20 protein-coding genes and 1 tRNA gene are annotated in these 22,030 nt (G+C 66.4%); 12 read left to right on the forward strand and 9 right to left on the reverse strand.

Annotated elements, in window-relative coordinates; genetic code table 11:
- Positions 1–79: 79 nt before the first annotated feature.
- The 3 genes from rarD (at position 80) to recO (ending at position 2,291) form a co-directional block, all read left to right on the forward strand.
- Entirely contained in the window at positions 80–997 is a 918-nt protein-coding gene (rarD, locus tag AC13CR_RS16305) for an EamA family transporter RarD (protein ID WP_292954545.1), read from the forward strand.
- Between the two features lie 94 nt (positions 998–1,091).
- A complete protein-coding gene (locus AC13CR_RS16310; protein WP_292977948.1) occupies positions 1,092–1,532 on the forward strand; it encodes a VOC family protein in 441 nt (146 codons plus the stop codon).
- Between the two features lie 9 nt (positions 1,533–1,541).
- A complete protein-coding gene (gene recO, locus AC13CR_RS16315) occupies positions 1,542–2,291 on the forward strand; it encodes a DNA repair protein RecO (protein WP_292954539.1) in 750 nt (249 codons plus the stop codon).
- Here the strand turns inward: recO and AC13CR_RS16320 are convergent.
- Complete coding sequence (locus AC13CR_RS16320) at positions 2,285–2,767, reverse strand: META domain-containing protein (RefSeq protein WP_292977949.1); 483 nt, start codon at positions 2,765–2,767, stop codon at positions 2,285–2,287. The two genes, recO and AC13CR_RS16320, sit on opposite strands and share 7 nt — an antisense overlap.
- Positions 2,768–2,830: 63 nt before the next feature.
- On the reverse strand, positions 2,831–4,450 hold the full coding sequence (locus AC13CR_RS16325; protein ID WP_482900698.1) for an acyl-CoA dehydrogenase family protein: 1,620 nt from the start codon (positions 4,448–4,450) through the stop codon (positions 2,831–2,833).
- A gap of 157 nt (positions 4,451–4,607) precedes the next feature.
- Between AC13CR_RS16325 and AC13CR_RS16330 the strand changes: the two genes are divergently transcribed.
- The 4 genes from AC13CR_RS16330 to rnr are packed head-to-tail and all read left to right on the forward strand — an operon-like array spanning position 4,608 to position 9,224.
- Complete coding sequence (locus AC13CR_RS16330) at positions 4,608–5,372, forward strand: sulfite exporter TauE/SafE family protein (RefSeq protein WP_292954530.1); 765 nt, start codon at positions 4,608–4,610, stop codon at positions 5,370–5,372.
- A gap of 1 nt (position 5,373) precedes the next feature.
- Positions 5,374–6,510, forward strand: coding sequence for a succinyl-diaminopimelate desuccinylase (dapE, locus tag AC13CR_RS16335; RefSeq protein WP_292954527.1), 1,137 nt, complete (start codon positions 5,374–5,376; stop codon positions 6,508–6,510).
- Complete coding sequence (locus AC13CR_RS16340; RefSeq protein ID WP_292954524.1) at positions 6,507–6,923, forward strand: GNAT family N-acetyltransferase; 417 nt, start codon at positions 6,507–6,509, stop codon at positions 6,921–6,923. The genes dapE and AC13CR_RS16340 overlap by 4 nt, the downstream gene beginning before the upstream one ends.
- 36 nt (positions 6,924–6,959) lie before the next feature.
- Entirely contained in the window at positions 6,960–9,224 is a 2,265-nt protein-coding gene (gene rnr, locus AC13CR_RS16345) for a ribonuclease R (RefSeq protein ID WP_446233550.1), read from the forward strand.
- Between the two features lie 81 nt (positions 9,225–9,305).
- On the opposite strand, the gene AC13CR_RS16350 is transcribed toward rnr, so the two are convergent.
- The 3 genes from AC13CR_RS16350 to AC13CR_RS16360 all read right to left on the reverse strand — a co-directional run bounded on the left by AC13CR_RS16350 (position 9,306) and on the right by AC13CR_RS16360 (position 14,241).
- Complete coding sequence (locus tag AC13CR_RS16350) at positions 9,306–10,619, reverse strand: short-chain fatty acid transporter (RefSeq protein ID WP_293015457.1); 1,314 nt, start codon at positions 10,617–10,619, stop codon at positions 9,306–9,308.
- Between the two features lie 161 nt (positions 10,620–10,780).
- Positions 10,781–12,043 (reverse strand): HlyD family type I secretion periplasmic adaptor subunit, encoded by a 1,263-nt coding sequence (locus tag AC13CR_RS16355; protein WP_446236273.1) that lies wholly within the window; start codon positions 12,041–12,043, stop codon positions 10,781–10,783.
- Between the two features lie 446 nt (positions 12,044–12,489).
- On the reverse strand, positions 12,490–14,241 hold the full coding sequence (locus AC13CR_RS16360; RefSeq protein WP_292954512.1) for a type I secretion system permease/ATPase: 1,752 nt from the start codon (positions 14,239–14,241) through the stop codon (positions 12,490–12,492).
- Between the two features lie 155 nt (positions 14,242–14,396).
- Here AC13CR_RS16360 and AC13CR_RS16365 point away from each other — a divergent pair, with 155 nt between their 5' ends.
- Together AC13CR_RS16365 and AC13CR_RS16370 are read left to right on the forward strand one after the other, a co-directional pair.
- Positions 14,397–15,200 carry an MlaA family lipoprotein gene (locus tag AC13CR_RS16365; protein ID WP_292954509.1) on the forward strand — a complete coding sequence of 268 codons (804 nt, stop codon included), beginning with the start codon at positions 14,397–14,399 and terminating at the stop codon, positions 15,198–15,200.
- Positions 15,190–15,786, forward strand: coding sequence for an MlaC/ttg2D family ABC transporter substrate-binding protein (locus AC13CR_RS16370; RefSeq protein ID WP_292954506.1), 597 nt, complete (start codon positions 15,190–15,192; stop codon positions 15,784–15,786). The genes AC13CR_RS16365 and AC13CR_RS16370 overlap by 11 nt, the downstream gene beginning before the upstream one ends.
- A gap of 18 nt (positions 15,787–15,804) precedes the next feature.
- On the opposite strand, the gene AC13CR_RS16375 is transcribed toward AC13CR_RS16370, so the two are convergent.
- Positions 15,805–16,566 carry an NAD kinase gene (locus AC13CR_RS16375; RefSeq protein WP_292954503.1) on the reverse strand — a complete coding sequence of 254 codons (762 nt, stop codon included), beginning with the start codon at positions 16,564–16,566 and terminating at the stop codon, positions 15,805–15,807.
- 179 nt (positions 16,567–16,745) lie between these two features.
- On the opposite strand from AC13CR_RS16375, the gene glyA reads away from it, so the two are divergent.
- Positions 16,746–18,041: a serine hydroxymethyltransferase gene (glyA, locus tag AC13CR_RS16380; protein ID WP_292954500.1), complete on the forward strand. Its 1,296-nt coding sequence runs from the start codon at positions 16,746–16,748 to the stop codon at positions 18,039–18,041.
- Between the two features lie 83 nt (positions 18,042–18,124).
- Here the strand turns inward: glyA and AC13CR_RS16385 are convergent, their stop codons facing one another.
- Positions 18,125–19,078 (reverse strand): 1-phosphofructokinase family hexose kinase, encoded by a 954-nt coding sequence (locus AC13CR_RS16385; RefSeq protein ID WP_292954497.1) that lies wholly within the window; start codon positions 19,076–19,078, stop codon positions 18,125–18,127.
- Positions 19,075–19,482 carry a metallopeptidase family protein gene (locus AC13CR_RS16390; protein WP_292954494.1) on the reverse strand — a complete coding sequence of 136 codons (408 nt, stop codon included), beginning with the start codon at positions 19,480–19,482 and terminating at the stop codon, positions 19,075–19,077. Before AC13CR_RS16390 ends, AC13CR_RS16385 begins: the two co-directional genes overlap by 4 nt.
- Before the next feature lie 82 nt (positions 19,483–19,564).
- On the opposite strand from AC13CR_RS16390, the gene gltX reads away from it, so the two are divergent.
- Complete coding sequence (gltX, locus tag AC13CR_RS16395) at positions 19,565–20,887, forward strand: glutamate--tRNA ligase (protein WP_292954491.1); 1,323 nt, start codon at positions 19,565–19,567, stop codon at positions 20,885–20,887.
- A 311-nt stretch (positions 20,888–21,198) separates the two neighbouring features.
- Positions 21,199–21,747 carry a hypothetical protein gene (locus AC13CR_RS16400; protein WP_292954488.1) on the forward strand — a complete coding sequence of 183 codons (549 nt, stop codon included), beginning with the start codon at positions 21,199–21,201 and terminating at the stop codon, positions 21,745–21,747.
- 160 nt (positions 21,748–21,907) lie between these two features.
- Here the strand turns inward: AC13CR_RS16400 and AC13CR_RS16405 are convergent.
- Positions 21,908–21,984 (reverse strand) — tRNA-Met (locus AC13CR_RS16405).
- Positions 21,985–22,030 lie beyond the last annotated feature (46 nt).

Genomic DNA, 22,030 nt, shown 5'->3' on the forward strand with positions numbered 1-22,030 from the left:
TGTGCCTTGCCGGGTCCGCAACCGGGCCGCCTCGCGGTCCCGTCTGGCGTTACCGCGATCTGCAGCATATGCAATTCGCATGGGCAGATCCTCGAACATCGATTCGCCGCAAGGCTTCACCTATGCGCTGGCCGCCTATCTGAGCTGGGGCCTGCTGCCGATCTACATGAAGGCGCTGGCGCATCTGCCCGCGATCGACGTGATCGCGCATCGGATCCTGTGGTCCCTGCCCATTGCGGCCGCGGTGCTGATCTGGCAGCGCCGCACCGGGGATCTGGGCGTGGCGCTGCGCGATCCGCGTCTGCTGGCAATGGCCGGGGTGACGGCTGTCCTGATCTCGATCAACTGGCTGACCTATGTCTGGGCGGTGGGAAACGGTCATGCCCTTGACGCGGCGCTTGGCTATTACATCAATCCGCTTTTCAGCGTCGCGCTTGGCGCGGCGCTGCTGGGCGAACGGTTGAACCGGCTGAAATGGATCGCGATCGGGCTGGCTTTCGCCGCGGTCGTGGTCCTGAGCATGAAAGCCGGGCGGCTGCCACTGACGGCGGTGGTGCTGACACTCAGCTGGGGCCTTTACGCCTATTGCAAGAAAAGCCTGCCGCTGGGTCCCAATCAGGGCTTCACGCTGGAGGTTCTGTTGCTGAGCCCGCTTGCCCTGGCCTGGCTGGTCTGGCGATCCGCGCAAGGCGGGGCGTTCTTCGGCACCGGCACGGGCCTTGACATGTTGCTTTTGCTGGGCTGCGGTCCGGTCACCGCCATCCCGCTGCTGTTTTATGCCAACGGCGCCAAGCTGCTGCGCCTGTCCACCATCGGTATCCTGCAATACATCACGCCGACGATGATCTTTCTTGTCGCGGTCCTGCTGTTCGGGGAATCCTTTGGCATCGCGCGCATGATTGCCTTCCCGATGATCTGGATCGCGCTTGCGGTCTATACCCTGTCGCTGCTGCGCGAGGCGGGCGACAGGCGGCGCGCGCGGTTGCGAGGCGTCTGAAATCGTCTTGCGCCGCCTGCACGCGGCCTTGCCCTGGGTCTTGCCGATGCGCCGGCGCCGTGACAGCCTGATACCTTGTCCAAGCGAGAGAGCCATGACCTTACCCCGACAGCGCGTCACCCTGATCACGCTTGGCGTGACCGATCTGGACCGGTCGGCGGCCTTTTATGCCGATTGGGGCTGGACGCCGCATCCGGCCTCGCAAGAGGGCGTCCTGTTCTTTCAGATGAATGGCGCGGTTCTGGCGCTGTTCGGACGCTCCGACCTTGCCGCCGATCAGGGCCGCCCCGATGCGGATCTGGGAACCGGCGCGATCACGCTGGCGCAGAATTGCAGTAATGACGCGGAAACGGATACGGTCTTTCAGGCCGCGCTTGCAGCCGGGGCGGGCTGCCTGAAAATGCCCGAAAAGGTGTTCTGGGGCGGCTATTCCGGCTATTTCGCCGATCCCGACGGCCATGTCTGGGAAATCGCGACAAATCCGTTCTGGCCGCTGGCCGAAGATGGCGGGCTGACCCTGCCGCAGCCCGGCTGACACGGGGCGATGGAATGGCAAGCCGAGGGCACGGTGCTGGCGCGCAGGCCGCATGGCGAATCCGCGGTGATCCTTGACGTGTTGACGGCGCGGCATGGTCGGCACGCGGGTCTTGTGCCCGGCGGCGTCTCGCGCACGCGCGCGGCGATGCTGCAGCCGGGGGCGCGGCTGGATCTGCGCTGGCGGGCACGCCGGGACGATCAGCTTGGCCATTTCGCGGTCGAGCCGGTGCGGCTGCGCGCGGGGATCATGGGCGATCCGCTGGCGCTGGCCGGCCTGAACGCGATCTGCGCGCTGCTGGTCTTCGCGCTGCCCGAACGCGATCCCCATCCCGATCTCTTCTTCCGGACCGAGGCGCTGCTGGACGCGATCGAAACCGGCTCTGACTGGGGCGTCGCCTATCTGCAATGGGAGATGCGGCTGCTTGACGAGATGGGTTTCGGGCTGGACCTGTCATCCTGCGCGGTCACCGGCGCGACCGAGGGGCTGGCCTATGTCAGCCCGCGTTCGGGCCGCGCGGTCAGCCTTGCCGGCGCGGGGGAATGGGCCGACCGGTTGTTGCCGCTGCCGCCGCTTCTGGGCCGGACGGGCGACGACCGGCCCGAAGGCCGGGCGCGGGGGCTGACGCAGGGCCTGGCCATTACCGGTCACTTCCTGCGCAGCCGAATTGCCGCCGAACTGGTGGGGCGGCCGCTGCCCGCCGCGCGCGACCGGCTTGTCACGCGCCTGCTGCCGCCACCGGCTGGCACGGATTACTGAGTGCCGCGTGCCTGTTCCAGTGCGCTGACGCCGCTGGTGTCGCGCATCCCGCGTTCGAATATCAGCCAGGTCGAAGGAGACTTGACCCGCAGCACGCCGCCGTAAAAATCGGCCGAATTCGCCTGTTGCAGCACCGAAAGGAAACGGGTTTCCAGCTTCATGTCCTTGCAAGCCACCTTCGTCGCCACGATCGGCGACAGCGCAATCGCGGGCAATTCCGCATTGTTCGTGGCCGAATAGCCGTTGCAGGGCGCCTGGCCGGAGAGCCGGTTCTCTTCAACCACCAGCGTCACGTTGCGCAGCGGCACGGTCTTGCCATCCATGCCGACCAGCACATAGCTGCCACCGGGAATGAAACCGCGATCCTCGCCCGGCGCGAAGCCGCCGGGCGCGGTGGCCGGCGCGCAGGCGGCAAGCGCCACACCGGCGAATGTCAGGGCGCCGACAAGGGCGAAACGGCGGGCGGGACGGGACATGGGCGATCTCCTTCGGGCCGGAATCGGAAACGAACGCTTCGAAACCGCTTTGGTTTCCGAAGTCTAGCCTGAAACGGCCGGGGTCAAAAGCCGTCTCGCGATGACCTGGGCCTGTATTTCGGCCGCGCCCTCGAAGATGTTCAGGATCCGGGCATCGCACAGCACCCGACTGATCGGGTATTCCAGCGCAAAGCCGTTGCCGCCGTGGATTTGCAAAGCATTGTCGGCACAGGCCCAGGCCACCCGCGCGCCCAGCAGCTTGGCCATCCCCGCCTCCAGGTCGCAGCGATGGCCGTGATCCTTTTCCCAGGCGCTGTGATAGGTGAGTTGCCGCGCGATCATGATTTCGACCGCCATCATCGCCAACTTGTCGGCGACGCGCGGAAATTCGATCAGGGCCTTGCCGAATTGCCGGCGGTCCAGCGCGTATTTCAGGCCCAGTTCCAGCGCGTTCTGGGCAACGCCGATGGCCCGCGCGGCGGTCTGGATGCGGGCCGATTCGAATGTCTGCATCAATTGCTTGAAGCCCTGGCCGGTGGTCCCGCCCAGCAGGTTCTCGTCGCCGACCTCGAATCCGTCGAAGCCCAGTTCGTATTCCTTCATGCCGCGATAGCCCAGCACCTCGATCTCGCCGCCGGTCATGCCGGGGGTGGGGAAGGGATCGTCGGCGGTGCCCGGCGTCTTTTCGGCGATGAACATCGACAGGCCGCGATAATCGTCGCTGTCGGGATCGGTTCTGGCCAGCAGCGTCATGACATGCGCGCGCGCGGCATGGGTGATCCAGGTCTTGTTGCCGGTCACCTTCCAGACATCGCCTTCCCTGACTGCCCGCGTCCGCAGCGCGCCCAGGTCACTGCCGGTATTGGGTTCGGTGAAGACCGCCGTGGGCAGGATTTCCCCGCTGGCCAGTTTCGGAAGCCAATGTTCCTTCTGCGCGGCGGTGCCGCCGCCAAGGATCAGTTCGGCCGCGATCTCGCTGCGCGTGCCAAGGCTGCCCACGCCGATATAGCCGCGCGACAATTCCTCCGAAACCACCACCATCGCCGCCTTGGACAGGCCCAGACCGCCCAGATCTTCGGGAATGGTCAGTCCGAAGACCCCCAGTCCGGCAAGTTCCTCGACGATCTCGATCGGGATCAGTGCGTCCTGCAGATGCCATTGATGGGCATGGGGAACGACCCTGTCATCGGTCCAGCGGCGGAACTGGTCCCGGATCATCTCCAGGTCCTCGTCCAGGCCGGTTGCACCGAAGGTGGCGCTGCCTTGCCGTTCGGCGATCATCCGCGCCAGGCTGGCGCGCGCCTCGGGGGTGTTGCCGTTCATCAGGGCGCGGGCGGCGTCCGAGGGCTGCCAGGTCACCCCCAGATCCGACAGCCGGGCGAATTCGTTCTGGCTCATCATGATGCCGCCGGCGATCTGGGTCAGGTATTCGCCGAACCCGATCCGGACGATCAAATCCTCCATCTCGCCCGATACGCGGGCCGACCAGGCCGACAATTGCGACAGCGATTCGACGTAGGTGGCCAGCCACGACAGGGCATGAGCCGCGTGCTGATGGACCTCCAGCAGCGCCGAATCCACCTTGCCCGTCGGTGCGACCCTTGCGCAAAGGGTCTCGACGGCGCGGGCCTGAAGGGATTCGATCTCGGACAGGACGGTGGCGGTCGTTTGCATGTCTTTCATCGGGGCATCCTCTTGCGGCATCGCGGCATAGCTAGAGCCTTCGCAGGCGCAGCGCAACTATAATGCGCAAACCCAGTCTTGAAAGAACGAAAATGTCTGATGAATTTGCCGCGACGTGCCATTTCCATTCCCGTGTCGCGGGTCTAGCGTCGCGGTCATGTTCGGGGTCGAACCATGGCAGATGCTGGCCGTCGTCGCAGTCACGGCCTTTGCGGGTTTCGTGAAGGGAACCATCGGTTTCGCCATGCCGGTGATCATGCTGTCGGCCTTCGGCTCGATCCTGCCGCCGACCACGGCGCTGGCCGCGCTGATCATTCCGACGCTGGTGACCAACATCCAGCAAACCTTGCGGCAGGGGCCGCGCGAGGCCTGGCGTTCGGTCCGCGATTTCCGCTGGCATATCACGATGCTGCTGGTCTTCATCGCCGTCTCGGCCGGCTTTGCCCGCGCCATTCCGCAAAGCATCATGTATGCGCTGCTGGGCGTGCCGATCGTGGGCTTTGCGATCTGGCAATTGTCGGGGCGTCCGCTGGTCGTGCCGTCGCATCACCGCCGAAGGGCCGAGATCGCGACCGGCATTATCGGCGGCCTCTATGGCGGGATCTCGGGGATCTGGGGACCGCCGCTGATCGTGCTGCTGATGTCGCTGGGTGTCAGCAAGCGCGAACAGGTCCGCGTCCAGGGCGTCGTCTTTTTGCTGGGCGGGATGGTGCTGACGGGCGCACATCTGGCCTCGGGGGTGCTGAACGCGCGGACGCTGCCGCTGTCGGTGCTGCTGGTGCTTCCCGCCTTTGCCGGAATGCTGGCCGGCTTCGCCTTGCAGGACCGGCTTGATGTGGTGCAGTTTCGGCGCTGGACGCTGGTGCTGCTGGTCGTGACCGGGCTGAACCTGGTCCGCCGCGCCTTCGAGACCGGGATATGAGATGATTGACGCCGCCGACCTGACCGCCCGCCTGATCCGCTGCCCTTCGGTCACGCCGGAAGAGGGCGGCGCCTTGGTCCTGCTGGGGGACATGCTGCACCAGGCGGGTTTCGAGACCCACCGCATCGATCGCGGGGGCACGCCGAACCTGTTCGCCCGCTGGGGCGCAAAAGGCCGGCCGGCTCTGGGGTTCAACGGCCACACCGATGTCGTGCCGCCCGGAGATCTTGGATCCTGGACCCATCCGCCCTTCAGCGGCCATGTCGAGGACGGCCTGATCTGGGGGCGCGGTGCGACCGACATGAAATCGGGCGTCGCGGCCTTTACCGCGGCCGCCATCGATTTCGTCACCGAAACACCCCCCGACGGCGCGGTGATCCTGACCATCACCGGCGACGAGGAGGGCCCGTCGACACACGGCACCAGTGCGATCATCGACTGGATGGAAGAAAACGGCGAACGAATGCAGGCCTGCATCGTCGGTGAGCCATCGAACCCCGATGCGATGGGCGAGATGATGAAGATCGGCCGGCGCGGATCGGCCACCTACCGAATCCGCGCCACGGGGTTGCAGGGCCATGCCGCCTATCCGCATCGGGCCAGGAATCCGCTTCACACGCTGACCCGCTATCTGAACGATCTGATCGCCGCACCGCTGGATTCGGGGTCCGACCATTTCGAGCCGAGCGGTCTTCAGATCGTGTCGGTGGATTGCGGCAACCCGGCCTCGAACGTGATCCCCGAACGTGCCTCGGCCGTGGTCAATATCCGCTTCAACGACCTGCATACCGCCGCCTCGCTGGCCGAGGAGCTGACCCGGCGCGCCGCGGTGCTGGGCGACGAAACCGGCGTCGTCCTGAACATCGATGCCGACGTTTCGGGCGAGGCATTCGTGACCGAACCCGGCCCCTTCGTCGATCTGGTCCGCGACGTGGTCGAACAGCAGACGGGACGCCGGCCGATCCTGTCCACCTCGGGTGGAACCTCGGACGCACGGTTCATCAAGGATCTTTGCCCGGTCGTGGAATTCGGACTGGTCGGCCATTTCATGCACCAGGTCGACGAGCGCGTGCCTCAGGCGCAGGTCCGTCAGTTGAAGATGATCTACCAACGCATTCTGGAAAGATTTTTCGCATGAAGATCGAGGAGACGCGCGATCTGGACCGCTGCCGCGCCCTGCGCCGAAAGGTCTTCATCGAGGAACAGGGTGTCGCGGAGGCCGAGGAATGGGACGGGCTGGACGGGCAGGCGCTGCATCTTCTGGTCTGGCAGGACGGCACCGCCATCGGCACCGCGCGGATCCTGATCAAGGACGGCACCGGCAAGATCGGCCGCGTCTGTGTCCTGCCCGAGGCGCGCGGCGCGGGCCATGGCGCGGCGCTGATCCGGGCGGCGGTCACGATGCTGCAAGCCCGCCCCGGCATCACGCGAGCCATGCTGGGGGCACAGACCCATGCCATCGGCTTTTACCAGAAGCTTGGGTTTTCGGTTTGCGGTCCCATCTATGACGATGCCGGCATCCCGCACCGGGACATGAGCCGCGATCTGTGATTGCGTTTCTTCCGCCATCCTGACAGGGCGATCTTCATGACCCAGCTACCCGACAAGCAGCAGATCCTGGATTGGGTTTCGGACCATCCCGACGCCAATTCCAAACGCGACATCGCGAAAGCCTTCGGCATCAAGGGCGCGCAGCGGATCGAGCTGAAACGCCTGCTGAAGGAACTGGAGGCCGAAGGCCAGCTGGAACGCCGCCGCCGTCACTATCTGGACGCCGAAAAGCTGCCTGCCGTGACCGTTCTGGAATTGCTGGCCCCGGACGGCTCGGGTGATCTGTTCGCGCGTCCGCTGGAATGGCGCGGCGAGGGGCCCGTGCCCAGGATCCTGTATACGCCGCGCCAGACCGACCCGGCACTGGGGCGGGGCGAGCGGTTCCTGGCCCGGCTGGTCGAGGTCCACGGCGAGGATCATCAATATCAGGCCCGTCTGATGCGCCGCATCACCGCCGCACCCAACCGTATCACCGGCATCTTCCGCAAGGACACCGAGGGCGGCCGCATTCTGCCCATCGACAAGGGCCAGGACAAGGAATGGCGGATCCGCGCCGACGCCACCCAGGGCGCGCAGAACGGCGAACTGGTGCAGGCCGAACAGGTCGGGCCCAGGGCGCGGATGGGCCTGCCCCAGGCGCGGATCATCGAACGGCTGGGCGATCCGTCGGCCCCGCGGTCGGTCAGCCTCATCGCCATCCATCAGCACGGGATTCCCGACGAATTTCCCGAAAAGGTGGTCGAGGAAGCCGAATCGCAAAAGCCCGCCACGATGAAGGGGCGCGAGGATCTGCGCGACCTGCCGCTTGTGACCATCGACCCGTCGGATGCGCGCGATCACGACGACGCGGTGGCGGCCATGATCGAGGATGACGGCGGCGCGACGATCTGGGTCGCCATCGCCGATGTGGCCCATTACGTCCGGCCCGGCTCGGCGCTGGATCGCGAGGCATGGACGCGCGGCAACTCGACCTATTTTCCCGACCGCGTGGTCCCGATGCTGCCCGAGGCGCTGTCGGCGGATCTGTGTTCGCTGCACGAAGGCGTGGACCGCCCGGTGATTGCGGTCAGGATGCGGCTGGATGCCCAGGGCAACAAGATCAGCCACAATTTTCATCGCGGGATGATGAACAGCCGCGCCAGCCTGGCCTATGAACAGGCGCAGGCGGGCGCGGACGGGGATCCCGATCAACAGACCAGACCGCTGATGGACAGCGTGATCAAACCGCTTTGGCATGCCTACGGCCTGTTGCGCGATGCGCGCGCGCGCCGCCAGCCGCTGGATCTGGACCTGCCCGAACGGCAGATCGAGCTGACCCCGGATGGTCGCGTTAGATCGGTGAATTTCCGCGACCGCTTCGATGCGCATCGCCTGATCGAGGAATTCATGGTCCTGGCCAATGTCGCCGCGGCCGAGGAACTGACCCGGCGTCGACGGCCGCTGCTGTTCCGCGTGCACGAGGAACCCAGCCTCGACAAGATCGACGCGCTGCGCGAGGTGGCGCAGGCATCCGGCTTCAACCTGGCCAAGGGGCAGGTGCTGCATACCAGCCACCTGAACCGGCTTCTGGCCCAGTCCGAGGGCACCGATTTCGATGAACTGATCAACATCTCGACCTTGCGGTCGATGACGCAGGCCTATTACCACCCGGAAAATTTCGGCCATTTCGGGCTGGCGCTGAAAAGCTATGCGCATTTCACCTCGCCCATCCGCCGCTATTCCGACCTGATCGTGCATCGCGCGCTGATTTCGGCGCATGGCTGGGGCGGCGGGCGCGGGGGCAGGGCGGACGGGCTGTCTGATGGCGACATGGACCGCCTGTCAGAGACCGCGACCCATATCAGCGAGACCGAGCGCCGGTCGATGGCGGCCGAACGCGACACCACCGACCGCTATCTGGCCGCCTACCTGTCCGAGCGTGTGGGCACCGAGATGACGGGTCGGATCAGCGGCATCCAGCGATTTGGCGCCTTCGTGAAACTGGACGAGACCGGAGCCGACGGCCTGCTGCCGATCCGCGACCTGGGCCGCGAATATTTCCATTTCGATCCCGATGCACAGAGACTTCTCGGCGCCGATACCGGATTGGAAATCGCCCTGGGCCAGCGTGTCACGGTGCGCCTGACCGAGGCGGTGCCGGTCACCGGCGGGCTGACGCTGGAATTGCTGGAACTGGACGGCAAGGCACTGCCCGCAGGTCCGCGAAAGGGCAAGAACAAGGGCGGCGGCGCCCGGCGCATGTCCACTCAGGCACGTCTGTCCGAGGTCAGGCGCGCGTCCAGCCGACGCAGGAAACGATAGCGCAATGGCCGCGGCCCGGCGCGTTTTTTGCGACGAACCTGCCGAGTTGGACCGGGGGCGAAGGGGCCAAGGGCCCCGAGGCTATAGCAGATACAGAAGGCCCCCGATCACCAGGCCGGTGATCAGCAATTGCACCACGCAGAAGCCCATGATGTCGCGCGGTTTCAGCCCGGCAATGCCCAGCATCGGCAGCGCCCAGAACGGTTGCAGCAGGTTCGTCCAGGCATCGCCCCAGGCCACGCCCATCACCACGCGCGGAATATGGGCGCCAAGCGCCTCGGCCGCGGGCAGCATGACGGGCGCCTGAACCGCCCATTGCCCGCCCCCCGAGGGAACGAAGATGTTGACGATTCCCGCGCTGATGAAGGCCCAGAAGGGCAGCGACTCGGCGGTCGAGATCGAGACGAACCATTCCGACATGCTGGCGGCCAGGCCGCTGCCGGTCATGATCGCCATGATCCCGGCATAGAAGGGAAACTGGATGACGATCCCGGCGCCGCCGCGCACACCCTGGTCCAGTGCCGCCAGCAGGTTTCGCGGCGTGCCATGGCAGAGAATGCCCAGGAACAGGAACAGGAAATTCACCGTGTTCAGGTTGATGCCGCCGCCGCCGAGGAAATAGATCGCCAGCCAGACCAATCCGGGCAACCCGATCAGCCACATCAGGATCGGGCTGGTTTCCAGCCGCTCGGCGGGTGTGGCCCTGCGTTCCGCGGAGGCCGGTCCGGCATCCTCGCCAAGTTGCGCCGGATCGACAAGGACCTGTTCCTCTTCGGTCGGCAGCATCGCACGATTGACCAGCGGAACGGTGATCAGGATCGCGACCGCGATGGTCAGATTCCAGGCCGAGAAGATCGTCTGCGAGGTCGGAATCACGCCGATCTGGTTTTCGGTGAAATGGCCCGGCGTCGCGATGGTCAGCGGGATCGAGCCGGACAAGCCGCCGTGCCAGATGACGAAGCCGGAATAGGCCGCCGCCACCAGCAGACGATAATCGACGCGGACCTGCCGTGCGAGTTCCTTGGCGAAGATGGCGCCGACAACCAATCCGAAGCCCCAGTTCAGCCAGCTCGCGGCCAGCGACACCACACTGACCAGCACGATCGCCGAGCCGCGCGAGCCGGCGAAGCCGGCGATCCATTGCAGGACGCGGCGAACCGGAGGCGAACTTGCAAGGATGAAGCCGGTGACCAGCACCAGCAGCATCTGCATCGAGAATTGCAAAAGCTCCCAGAAACCGTCGCCCCAGATCCGGATCAGCGTCACCGGATTGGTGCCCTGTGTCGCGACCGCCGCGATCGCCGCGATCAGCGTCAGGACGATGACGAAGATGAAGGCATCGGGCAGCCAGCGCTCCATCATCCGGGTTGCGGGGCGGGACAGGGCTCTCAACATGCTGGCTCCTTGCTTTGTATCGAGGTCCGAGGCTGCGTCAGCCGGGGCGCAGGCGCAACCCATGGGTGATGTTCGGTCAGGCCGCCGGGCCGGTCGCGGCCCCCGAGGCCAGCCGCCATCATCAGAGGCCGGCCTTGACGGGACCTTCGAGGATGGCCGGATCAGCTTTCGCGGAAGGCGCGGTTGAAATAGTCCGCCAGCGGCTTCAGCAGATAGGCCATGGGGCTGCGTTCGCCCGTCTGGATGAATACCTCGACCGGCATCCCCGGGATCAGCGCCATGTCGCCCAGCTTCTCGAGTTCTTCGGGCGGAATCGTGACCTCGGCGCGGTAGTAAGGGGTCCGGGTGCCCTCATCGACCAGTGCGTCGGCCGAAATCCGGCCCAGCCGTCCGTCAATTTCGGGCGTCGTGCGCGACGAGAAGGACGAGAAGCGCAGCACGACCGGCTGGCCGATCATCACCTCGTCCACGTTGATCGTGGCGATGCGTGCGCCGATGACCAGCGGGCGGTCCTGCGGTATGATATACATCAGGGGCTCGGCCGGCCGGATGACCGAGCGGGGCGTCGTCACCTTCAGATCGTAGATCAGGCCGGCGACAGGGGCGCGGATGTCCAGCCGGCTGATCTGCTCGGTCAGGCTGCGGCGGCGTTCGGCCAGTTCCAGTTCGCGATAGCCAAGGTCGCGCAACTGGGTTTCGGCATCCTCGCGGCGTTGGGCCGTCATCCGCAGCCTTTCGACGTCGATCTCGGTCTGCTTGGTTTCCGAGGCCGCGCGGCTGGCCTTCAACTCTCCGATCTGGCCATCGATCCGGGCCGCCTCGCGCTGAAGACCCAGCACGCGCGATGCCTGCGCCAGTCCGCGATCCAGCAGGCTTTGCTGGTCCTTCAGTTCCTGTCCGATCAGGTCGCGCTGCTGGCCCATCGCGGCAATCTGCGCGTCGATCCCTTCGACCTGCTGGGCCACCTGCTGCGATTGCTTGGCAAGCTGGTCCAGCGATTGCGCCTGCGTATCGCGGCGGGCCTCGAACAGGCTGCGCTGGCCCGCGATCAGGTCGTCAAGGCCTGCGTCCCTGGCGGCCGCCTCGGTCAGCGGACGCGGAAAGGTGATCTCTTGCGCCGCCGCGCGTTCGGCCTCGAGCCGGCCGCGTCGGGCGAGGATTTCGAAATACTGGCCCTCGACGATGGTCAGTTCGGTTTTCACAAGCGAGCCGTCCAGCCGGATCAGCAGATCGCCGGCGGCGACGGATTGCCCGTCCGTGACGGCGATTTCCTCGACCACGCCACCATCGGGATGCTGGACCACCTGTCTTTGCTGTTCGACCTCGACCTGGCCCGGCGCGACGACCGCGCCCGCGATGCGGCTTTCCATCGCCCAGAGACCGAATCCGCCGAACAGGATCAGGATCGCCAGAAGGCCGACCATCAGCGGCCCGCGCACCGGCCAGCGGCCTGGATCGGGCGCCGCGATCGGGCGCGGTGGTGGTGGCGGCGAGGGCGGCGGCGGCGGCGCGGGGGTCTGGGCTTCGCGGGTTCGGACCAGTTCGCGAGATTCGCGGGGCTGATCGTCGCGCACCCGCGCCGGTTCGGGGGCCGGTGGCTTCGCCTGCTGCGGCGCGGCGCCCTGCGCCTGGGCGCCGACGCCGATTCCGATCCCGGCCAGCGAATATCCGCTGCCTTGGCGCGGCCCGGCCTGATCCGCGGCGGTTTCGGGCCTGTCTTCGTCCCGCCGGCCTTCTTTCCGCCGGCCTTCGTCCTCGTCACTGTCCTTGCCCGGATCGGGCGAAGGCGCTGGCTGATCGGGCGTCAGAAGCAGCGGCTTCTGCCTGCCGTTCTCGCGATCCTCGCGGTCGTCGTCGCCGTTCTCGTCGCTCATGACACACCTCCGACGCGGCCGGATTCCTGCGCCTTCCTGATCTGGGCCGAGTTCTGCACCATCTCCTGCAACACCTTGTCGCGCGGCCCGAAGGCACGGCGGACGCCCTGTTCCATTACCATCAGCAGTTCGCATTCGTTGATCGCGGCGGGCCGGTGCGCCATGATCACGACCGCGCCGTTCTGCGCCTTGACCCTGCGAATCGCCGCATTCAGCGCCTCGGATCCCTGATTGTCGAGATTGGAGTTCGGTTCGTCCAGAACCAGCAGCACCGGATCGGGATACAGGGCGCGGGCAAGGCCGATCCGCTGGATCTGGCCCCCCGAAAGCCGTCCCGAGCTTTGGCTGATCCGGGTATCATAACCCTGCGGCAGATCGAGGATCATCTGATGCGCCGCCGCCGCCTGCGCAGCCCGGACCACGCGGGCGGGGTCGGGTTCGGGCGACAGGCGGGCGATGTTCTCGGCGATGGTGCCGTCGAACAGCGTCACCTGCTGCGGCAGATAGCCGATCAGGTTGCCCAGAACGTCGGGATCATACTGGTCCAGCGTCGCGCCGCCCAGCCGGACCGAGCCGGCGCCGACCGGCCACGATCCGATCAGCGCCCGCGCCAGCGTGGTCTTGCCGGCGCCGGACGGGCCGATCACGCCAAGCGCCTGACCGGGCCGGATCTCGAAACTGACGCCGCGGATCGTCGCGATGTTCTGGCCCGGCGGGGCGACGGACAATTGCCGGACGTCGATATGCGCCTCGGGGCGGGGCAGGGGGGTGTGTTCGACCTGCGGCGGCTGCCGGGTCAGCAGCCGCGACAGCCGGTCCCATCCGTCCTGCGCCGCCTGGAACAGCGCCCAGCCGCCGACCAGTTGCTCGATCGGGGCCAGCGCCCGGCCCATCATGATCGAACTGGCGATCATCGCGCCCGGCGTCACCTCCTGGCGCAGCACCAGAAGCGCGCCGGTCGCCAGCATCGCGCTTTGCAGAAACAGCCGGAAGCTGCGCGAAAACACGGTGAAACCCGAGGCCCGGTCGGCCCCGCGCACCGACTGCACCTGCGCCTCTTCGCGGGCCTTGCGCCAGCGCGCAAAGGTGGCGCCGCGCATCCCCAGGGCGCCGATCACCTCGCCCTCGTCGCGATAGAGATCGGCCATCCGCTGCGCCTGCGTCGACGAGGCGTTCGACTGCTGCAACGGGGCCTTGGTCATGATCCGGTTGGCGATGGTCGAGACAATCAGGATCAGCCCGCCGATCGTCGCCACCGCCCCCAGCAGCGGATGGAACATGAAGACAGCGGCCAGAAACAGCGGCGCCCACGGCAGATCGAACATCGCCAGCAGCACCGGCGAACCGATGAATCGCTGCACCGAATCCAGATCGCGCATGCCGCTGGCAGCGGCGGCCGATTCGTCGCCGGTGATGGCGCCCTCGCGCAGGGCGGCGGTAAAGACGCGACCTTCCATCCGGTCCTGAAAGCGCGCGGCGATCCGCTGGGTCACGCGGTTGCGGGCCAGATCGACCACGCCCATCAGCAGAAACAGGAACACGACCAGCACGAAAAGCGCCGTCAGCGTCTCGACCGAGCGCGAGGCCAGCACCCGGTCATAGACCTGCAACATGAACAGCGGTCCGGTCAGCATCAACAGGTTCACCACGGCCGAGAACAGCGCGACGGCAAGAAACAGCGGGAAACCCGCCGATCTGGCCTTGCGCAGCTCCTTGCTGCCGGAAAGGGGATATGGCGGCTTGCTCATTGATCTGCCGTCCTTCACGTTCGGAACTGCTGCCATCGGAACCGGGCGGCTTGCCGCAGGCTCGCGGCACGATTATCCGAACTGGATGGTTCCTGTCATCCCCGGACGGCCCCTTATGCCGTAAAACAAGAAGGTTAGAAATCCATTTGCGCCCGATGACCCTCTTTCAGAACGCCGGTATCGCCCTGATCGCGGCGGTCGCGCTGGCCGGATGCGCCGCCTCGCCCCGGATCCAGGACGGAATCGTGATCAACGACCCCTACGAGGCGCAGAACCGCCGGGTCCATGATTTCAACAAGGCGCTGGATGCGCGCGTGGTCGGGCCTGTGGCGAGGCTGGCGTCCTCGGGCGCCGGGGATCCGGCCGGCGCGGGCCGCGCCAAGCCCGTCGATCTGGTCATCAACATGGGCTCGAACCTGTCGCTGCCGGGCAAGGTCTTGAATCAGCTGCTTCAGGGGCGACCCGGCCCGGCCGTGCAGAACACCTTCCGGTTCTCGGTCAATTCCACCCTGGGGATCCTGGGCCTTTTCGACCCCGCCGGCCGCGATTTCAACCTGCCCGAACGCGACACCGACTTTGGCGAGACGCTGGCCGTCTGGGGCGTTCCCGAGGGCGCGTATCTGGAATTGCCGGTCCTTGGCCCCTCGACGCAGCGCGACACGGCGGGCAAGCTGGTCGATGCGCTGATCGACCCGCTGGGCCAGGTGCTGAACCGGGACGAACTTGCGCTGGGCTTCGGGCTGCGCCTCGGCTCAAAAGCCGGTGAGCGGGCCCGTTTCGGAGACACGGTGGATAGCGTATTGCAAGGCAGTGCTGATAGCTATGCGCAGACGCGGCTGATCTACCTGATGCATCGCCGCTACGAGATCGGACAACAGGAGGCGACCATTGACCCCTATGACGACAGCCAGGCGGCGGCCGGCGCGGATGCAGGTTTCATCGACCCCTATGCGCCCTGACCGACGCAACGTCCTGGCGCTGATCGCGGGTGGCGCGGCGCTGATTCCGCTGCGTCCGGCGCTGGCGCTGAGTGCCGACGCCGCCCAGGCGATGATCCAGAAGACCGTGTCCGAGGTCTATGCCGTCATCAACAGCGGCCAGCCGCCGGCGCAATTGTATCGCCAGTTCGAGGCGATCTTCGCGCGCCGCGCCGATGTGGACATCATCGCCCGCACCGTGCTGGGCCCTGCCGCGCGTCAGGCCGGCCCGGCGCAATACGCCGCCTACGAGCAGGCTTTCCAAGGCTATATGGGCCGAAAATACGGCAAGCGGTTTCGCGAATTCGTCGGCGGCCGGGTCGAGGTGGGGGCGGCACGCCCGCTGAAAAGCTATTTCGCGGTCCGCTCGACTGCCTATCTCAACGGCCGCGCGCCGATGGAGGTGGAATGGCACGTCTCGGACAAGGGCGGCGGCATCCGCTTTTTCAACATCATCATCGAGGGCGTGAACATGCTGGCCAGCGAACGGTCCGAAATGTCCGCGATGCTGGCGCAGAACAGGGGCGACCTCGCGGCGCTGACCGCCGCCCTGCGACAGGCCGGATAGCCCGCCCGGCCCTTGCCGTCAGACGAACTGCTCGCGGATCAGGCGTTCCTCCAGTCCGTGACCGCTGTCGAACAGAACCCGGTGCCGGATCTCTGCGGCGCTGCGGATCTGGACCCAGACGACGTGACGGACCGATCGTGAATCGGCGTCTGCCATGACCGGGCGGCGTTCGGGGCTGAGAACCTCGATCGCGATTCGCGCTGTCTTGGGCAGCAGCGCGCCGCGCCAGCGGCGGGGACGGAAGGGGGCGATGGCGGTCAGCGCCAGAACCTCGGAATCGATGGGCAGGATCGGGCCGTGGGCCGAGTAATTGTAGGCGGTGGAACCCGCCGGCGTCGCCAGCAGCGCGCCGTCGCAGACCAGTTCCTCCATCCGCATCTTGCCATCGACGTGAATCCGCAGCTTCGCCGCCTGCGGACCCTCGCGCAGCAGGCTGATCTCATTGATGGCCAGCGCCTCGTGGATCGATCCGTCGGCGCAAGTGGCGCGCATGTGCAGCGGGTTGATGACGGTTTCCTCGGCCGCCGCCAGCCGTTCGGGCAGACCCTCTTCGGCGAATCCGTTCATCAGGAAGCCGACCGTGCCGCGGTTCATGCCATAGACGGGCAGGTCGCGGCCCTCGGTGGCGTGAAGGGTCTGCAACATGAAGCCGTCGCCGCCAAGCGCCACCACCACCTGCGCCCGCTCCAGCGGTGCGTCGCCATAGCGCGCGCCCAGCGTCGCCAGTGCCGCCTGGGCCGGCCCGGCCTGGCTGGCGGTGAAATGAATTCGTGGCGTCATCCGCGTTCCGTCCCCTCGTGCGGGCGCAGCATCGGCCGCGGCCGAGCCGTTGACAAGCCCCGCAGCGCAGGTCGCAGCGGGTCCGCGCGCGGTCGTTTTGACACTTTCCGCAGGTCTGGCCATGCGATAAGACAGCGCCATTCCCGCCGCCCCTCAGCCATGCAAAGGACGCGAGACTGATGAACGCCCCCACCCGCGAATCCGGTTTTTTCACCGATGATCTGGCCAGCAGCGACCCCGAGATCGCGAAGGCGATCCGTCAGGAACTGGGCCGGCAGCGCGACGAGATCGAGCTGATCGCATCGGAAAACATCGTCTCGAAGGCGGTGCTCGAGGCCCAGGGCTCGGTCCTGACGAACAAATATGCCGAAGGCTATCCGGGCAAGCGCTATTACGGCGGCTGCCAGTTCGTCGATGTCGCCGAAACACTGGCCATTGAACGCGCCAAGCAGCTGTTCGATTGCGGTTTCGCCAATGTGCAGCCCAACAGCGGCAGCCAGATGAACCAGGCGGTGTTTCTGGCGCTGTTGCAGCCGGGCGATACCTTCATGGGACTCGACCTGAATTCGGGCGGCCACCTGACGCACGGGTCGCCCGTCAACATGTCGGGCAAGTGGTTCAACGTGGTCAGCTATGGCGTGCGTCAGCAGGACCAGCTTCTGGACATGGAGGCGATCGCCGAAAGCGCACGCCGGGCCAAGCCCAGGCTGATCGTGGCGGGTGGCACCGCCTATAGCCGCATCTGGGACTGGGCCGGCTTCCGCAAGATCGCCGACGAGGTCGGCGCCTACCTGATGGTGGACATGGCCCATATTGCGGGCCTGGTCGCTGGCGGGCAGCATCCCTCGCCCGTTCCGCATGCCCATGTCGTGACCACGACGACGCACAAATCGCTGCGCGGGCCACGCGGCGGGATGGTGCTGACCAATGACGAGGCGATCGCGAAAAAGATCAACAGCGCGGTGTTCCCCGGACTTCAGGGCGGGCCGCTGATGCATGTGATCGCGGCCAAGGCCGTGGCCTTCGGCGAGGCCCTGCAGCCGTCGTTCAAGGCCTATGCCGCGCAGGTCGTGAAGAACGCGCAGGCCATGGCGGACGAGCTGATGAAAGGTGGTATCGACATCGTCTCGGGTGGCACCGACAACCATCTGTGCCTTGCCGATCTGCGCCCCAAGGGCGTCACCGGCAAGGCCACCGAAGCCGCGCTTGGTCGCGCCCACATCACCTGCAACAAGAACGGCGTGCCCTTCGATCCCGAAAAACCCTTCGTCACCTCGGGCATCCGTCTGGGCGCGCCGGCGGGCACCACGCGCGGTTTCGGAGAGGACGAGTTCCGCCAGATCGCGCGCTGGATCGTCGAGGTCGTCGACGGGCTGGCCAGCAACGGCGAGGACGGCAATGGCGCGATCGAGGAAAAGGTCAGGGCCGAGGTCGAGGATATGTGCGGTCGGTTCCCGCTGTATTCCGGCATGTGATCGCCGGATTGCCTTGCCTGCCTGGGGGGGGGGTCGCGGCGGGGCGCCGGACGGAACCTGCGCCGGCGGCGCCGTTTCCCGGATCAGAGCCGCGAGACCGATCGCTGCGCAAACAGCCTTTCGACATCATGGGCGTGGCACAATTCGGTGGCCGGTGTCATCACCGCAGCAGAAGCCCCCGCCGCACCAAGCGCCAGCGCCTCGGGGACGGCCCAGCCGCGTGCCATGGCCAGGACATAGCCTGCCACGAAACTGTCGCCCGCGCCGACGGCGCTGACGACGGGCACCGGAGCCGCCTGGGCGTGCCATGCGCCTTCGGGACCGGCGATGACGGACCCGTCCGCGCCGCGCGCCACGATCACCGATTTCGCGGCCCCGTCGCGGACCAGCCCGGCGGCGAAGGCGGCGCTGTCGGCGCGCAGGGGCAGGGCGCGGCCGGCCAGCGCCTCGGCCTCGTGGCTGTCCATGCGCAGGACATCGACGGGGATGGATGATCCCGCCAGTGCGCGCAAGGCGTCGCCCGACGTGTCCACCAGCAGCCTTGCGCGCCCGTCCTGCAGCCGCACGGTCAGCATCTGTTCGAATCCCGGCGCGACCCCGGGCGGGTTCGAGCCCGACACCACCACCCAGCCACCGCCGCGCGCATGTTCGGCGATGGCCGACATCATGTCGGCGACCTGTGCCATGTGCCATTCCGGCCCCGGCATGACGAACCGGTATTGACCGCCGTGGCGCCGGTCGGTGACGGCCAGCGATTGCCGCGTCTCGCCCGGTGCGGTCAGCCGGACCACGGACAGCCCGTCGGCCTGCAGCATACCGGCGATCCGGGCGCCCGTCGCCCCGCCAAGCGCCACCATCGCGGTCGATGTCCCGCCCATGATCTTGATCGCGCGGCTGACATTGATGCCGCCGCCGCCGGGATCGGCCACCGGCTTGTCGCAGCGCAGTTTCAGGTCGGGACGCACCGCGTCGGCCGCAGTCGACAGATCCAGCGCCGGGTTCAGGGTGACGGTCAGGATCGGTGCCTGATCCGTCATTCCCACCACCGGTCGATCCGCGCGATGTCGTCGTCGGACCAGCCGAAATGATGCGCGAATTCGTGGATCACGACATGGGCGATCAACTGGCCCAGCGTCACGTCACCCCGCGTGGCCCATTCGTCCAGCAGCGGTCGGCGGAACAGCCAGACGATATCCGGTCCGCCCGGCTGGTCGGCCACCGATTTCTCGGTCATCGGAATGCCGTCATAGAGGCCGGTCAGTTCGAACGGATCGTCGATCTGCAATTCGTCCAGAACCTCGTCGGGCGCGAATTCCGCCACCCGGATCGCCACATCCTGCGCAGGGCCGCCGAATTCCGCGGGCAGCGTGGCCAGCGCGGCGCGGGCCATCGCCTCGATCTCGGTCGCATCCGGGGCCGTCAGTTCGTTCCAGTCGCTCATCCGCATCTCCGTCGCCGCGCGCCTCACCGATATGGACAAAAAAGGCGGTCTGTGAAAGAGCAGCGGCAACAGGAGACGTTTCATGACCACCACCCGCTTCGCGCCGTCGCCCACCGGCCACATTCACGTCGGCAACCTGCGTACCGCCCTGTTCAATCATCTGATCGCGCGCCAGGCCGGCGGCAGCTTCATCCTGCGCCTCGACGATACCGATCAGGAGCGCAGCAAGCAGGAATACGTGGACGGCATCAAGCGCGATCTGGACTGGCTGGGCCTGCATTGGGACCGCGAGGAACGCCAGTCGCTGCGGCTGGACCGCTATGCCGAGGCCGCCGACCGGCTGCGCACCGACGGCCGATTGTACGAGGTGTTCGAAACCCCGGTCGAACTGGATCTGAAGCGCAAGAAGCAGCTGAACATGGGGCGCCCGCCGGTCTATGACCGGGCCGGGCTGGCGCTTTCGGATGCCGACAAGGACAGGCTGCGGGCCGAGGGCCGCGAGGGGTATTGGCGGTTCCGGCTGGATCTGGAACGGATCGAGTGGGTGGACGGGATTCTGGGCGACATCTCGATCGACGCCGCCTCGGTCAGCGACCCGGTGCTGATCCGCGCCGACGGGCAGGTGCTGTATACCTTTGCCTCATCCGTCGATGACGTGGATATGGGCGTCACCCATATCGTGCGCGGATCCGATCACGTCACCAATACGGCGACCCAGATCCAGATCATCAAGGCGCTCGGTGGCACGCCGCCCGCCTTCGCCCATCATTCGCTGCTGACCGGTGCGCAAGGCGAGGAATTGTCCAAGCGCATCGGCGCGCTGTCGCTGAAGGATCTGCGCGAGGCCGGCGTCGCCCCCGAGGCGCTGATTTCGCTGATGGCGCGGCTGGGCTCGGGTCAGCCGGTGCGGCTGGCCAGCCTGGACGAGTTGGCGGCCGAGTTCGACCTGTCCCAGTTCGGCGCCTCGCCGACCAAGTTCGACGCCGAAGACCTGTGGCCGCTGACCCGCGAGAAGAATCAGGCGCTGCCCCTCGAGGCCGTGGCCGACCGCATCGCCGCGCTTGGCGTGCCGGCAGAGCAGGCCGAACGGTTCTGGCGCGTGGCCTCGCAGAACATCACGGTGCTGGACGATCTGGCCGGTTGGTGGCGCATCTTCAGCGAAGGCGCCGAGCCGCAGATCGACCCGGACGACGCGGAATTCGTTGTCGAAGCGATGAAACTGCTGCCGCCACCGCCCTATACCGAGACGACCTGGGACGAATGGACCACGCGCGTCAAACAGGCGACCGGCCGCAAGGGAAAGGGCCTGTTCATGCCGCTGCGCAAGGCCGTGACCGGCCAGGCCCACGGCCCCGAGATGGCCGAGGTGATGCCCTTGTTGCAGGTGGTCAGGGCGCGGGGCTGAGGCGATGGTCCGACAGTTGCCGTCGCGGCTTCGATGGCGGCACCCAAGATCAGGCGGAACGGCATGACACCCTCGTCCCAGCCGATGACAGAGACTGGCTGAGCGCAATCGCATGGGCGACGTGGTCACAAGGCTGGCTGCGGCATGGTCTGCAAGCCTGCTTTTTTCCCGCGATGCATGAAGGCTCCCGGTCGGGATCGGCAGGCAGGGCGAACACTTCCATGGCGCGAGCGCGATCACTCCGTTTCGCGTAGACAGGATCACGCGCCGCTGAGTATAGCGTGAGTGTGATGATTTGATTGGAGATTGAGATGCGTATCGGATCCGCGATTGCTGCTTTCGTGATGCTGGTCGGGACGGGGCACATGGCTTCTGCCGCCACCGTCATCAAGCAACCTTCGACGATCACTCTCGTCAGGCATGAGTATGATTGCAATTATTGCCAACCCGGCCAGGTAAAGCCGGTGGCAGGAATTCTGAATGGCCTAAGCACCGGGAATCCTGCCACCGGGATCGTCACATTCACTTTCGATGACGACTCGATGGCCATCGACATGCAATATGGAAACGGTCAGGAAATAAGCTCGCCTGGTCGCCTCGCGAAGTGGGAAGAAGGCGTATACTGGACTGTTGGCGCCGCTCCTGCTTGGCGCATCGACATCGACTGGGACACCATGTCGGGTCTTTTCAGCTACGAAGGCGACGAAACGCCGTATCTCTCTGCGTGGGCCGTGTCATTCTCGCCCAGCCCTGTTCCCGTGCCGGCTGGCGCCGCCCTCGTTCCTGTCGGGATCGGCGCTTTCGCCTTCCTGCGCAGGCGCCGGCGGGCGAATTCGGATGGCTCTCAGGCCGCCGGGTAGGGCCGACGAACACCGGTCTGCGCCCTGGTGGACCGCCATATTTCGGATCGGTCCGGATTGCCGGGCCGTTTGCCCGAGAATGTGATCGAGGGTGGCTCGGATCCGACATCCGCCGGACCTCCGCACGGTGTTCCCGCTTTCGCAATCAAGTCGGGGTTTCTGGTAGCGGAGGAGGGATTTGAACCCCCGACACAAGGATTATGATTCCTCTGCTCTAACCAACTGAGCTACTCCGCCACGGGTGGGGGCGATGTAAGGGAGGGCGCAGGGGGCGTCAAGCGGT

The sequence above is a fragment of the Paracoccus sp. L-17 genome (assembly GCF_056857655.1).

What these genes read in the sequence shown, in the direction of transcription:
- gltX (WP_292954491.1), top strand. Translation starts at nt 19,565, where the DNA reads ATGACCACCACCCGCTTCGCGCCGTCGCCCACCGGCCACATTCACGTC.
- AC13CR_RS16355 (WP_446236273.1), bottom strand. Translation starts at nt 12,043, where the DNA reads ATGGTCGGCCTTCTGGCGATCCTGATCCTGTTCGGCGGATTCGGTCTC.
- AC13CR_RS16385 (WP_292954497.1), bottom strand. Translation starts at nt 19,078, where the DNA reads ATGACGGATCAGGCACCGATCCTGACCGTCACCCTGAACCCGGCGCTG.
- AC13CR_RS16400 (WP_292954488.1), top strand. Translation starts at nt 21,199, where the DNA reads ATGCGTATCGGATCCGCGATTGCTGCTTTCGTGATGCTGGTCGGGACG.
- AC13CR_RS16310 (WP_292977948.1), top strand. Translation starts at nt 1,092, where the DNA reads ATGACCTTACCCCGACAGCGCGTCACCCTGATCACGCTTGGCGTGACC.
- AC13CR_RS16375 (WP_292954503.1), bottom strand. Translation starts at nt 16,566, where the DNA reads ATGACGCCACGAATTCATTTCACCGCCAGCCAGGCCGGGCCGGCCCAG.
- AC13CR_RS16370 (WP_292954506.1), top strand. Translation starts at nt 15,190, where the DNA reads ATGCGCCCTGACCGACGCAACGTCCTGGCGCTGATCGCGGGTGGCGCG.
- AC13CR_RS16340 (WP_292954524.1), top strand. Translation starts at nt 6,507, where the DNA reads ATGAAGATCGAGGAGACGCGCGATCTGGACCGCTGCCGCGCCCTGCGC.
- rnr (WP_446233550.1), top strand. Translation starts at nt 6,960, where the DNA reads ATGACCCAGCTACCCGACAAGCAGCAGATCCTGGATTGGGTTTCGGAC.
- recO (WP_292954539.1), top strand. Translation starts at nt 1,542, where the DNA reads ATGGAATGGCAAGCCGAGGGCACGGTGCTGGCGCGCAGGCCGCATGGC.
- AC13CR_RS16330 (WP_292954530.1), top strand. Translation starts at nt 4,608, where the DNA reads ATGTTCGGGGTCGAACCATGGCAGATGCTGGCCGTCGTCGCAGTCACG.
- AC13CR_RS16360 (WP_292954512.1), bottom strand. Translation starts at nt 14,241, where the DNA reads ATGAGCAAGCCGCCATATCCCCTTTCCGGCAGCAAGGAGCTGCGCAAG.
- dapE (WP_292954527.1), top strand. Translation starts at nt 5,374, where the DNA reads ATGATTGACGCCGCCGACCTGACCGCCCGCCTGATCCGCTGCCCTTCG.
- AC13CR_RS16325 (WP_482900698.1), bottom strand. Translation starts at nt 4,450, where the DNA reads ATGAAAGACATGCAAACGACCGCCACCGTCCTGTCCGAGATCGAATCC.
- AC13CR_RS16350 (WP_293015457.1), bottom strand. Translation starts at nt 10,619, where the DNA reads ATGTTGAGAGCCCTGTCCCGCCCCGCAACCCGGATGATGGAGCGCTGG.
- rarD (WP_292954545.1), top strand. Translation starts at nt 80, where the DNA reads ATGGGCAGATCCTCGAACATCGATTCGCCGCAAGGCTTCACCTATGCG.
- AC13CR_RS16365 (WP_292954509.1), top strand. Translation starts at nt 14,397, where the DNA reads ATGACCCTCTTTCAGAACGCCGGTATCGCCCTGATCGCGGCGGTCGCG.
- glyA (WP_292954500.1), top strand. Translation starts at nt 16,746, where the DNA reads ATGAACGCCCCCACCCGCGAATCCGGTTTTTTCACCGATGATCTGGCC.
- AC13CR_RS16390 (WP_292954494.1), bottom strand. Translation starts at nt 19,482, where the DNA reads ATGAGCGACTGGAACGAACTGACGGCCCCGGATGCGACCGAGATCGAG.
- AC13CR_RS16320 (WP_292977949.1), bottom strand. Translation starts at nt 2,767, where the DNA reads ATGTCCCGTCCCGCCCGCCGTTTCGCCCTTGTCGGCGCCCTGACATTC.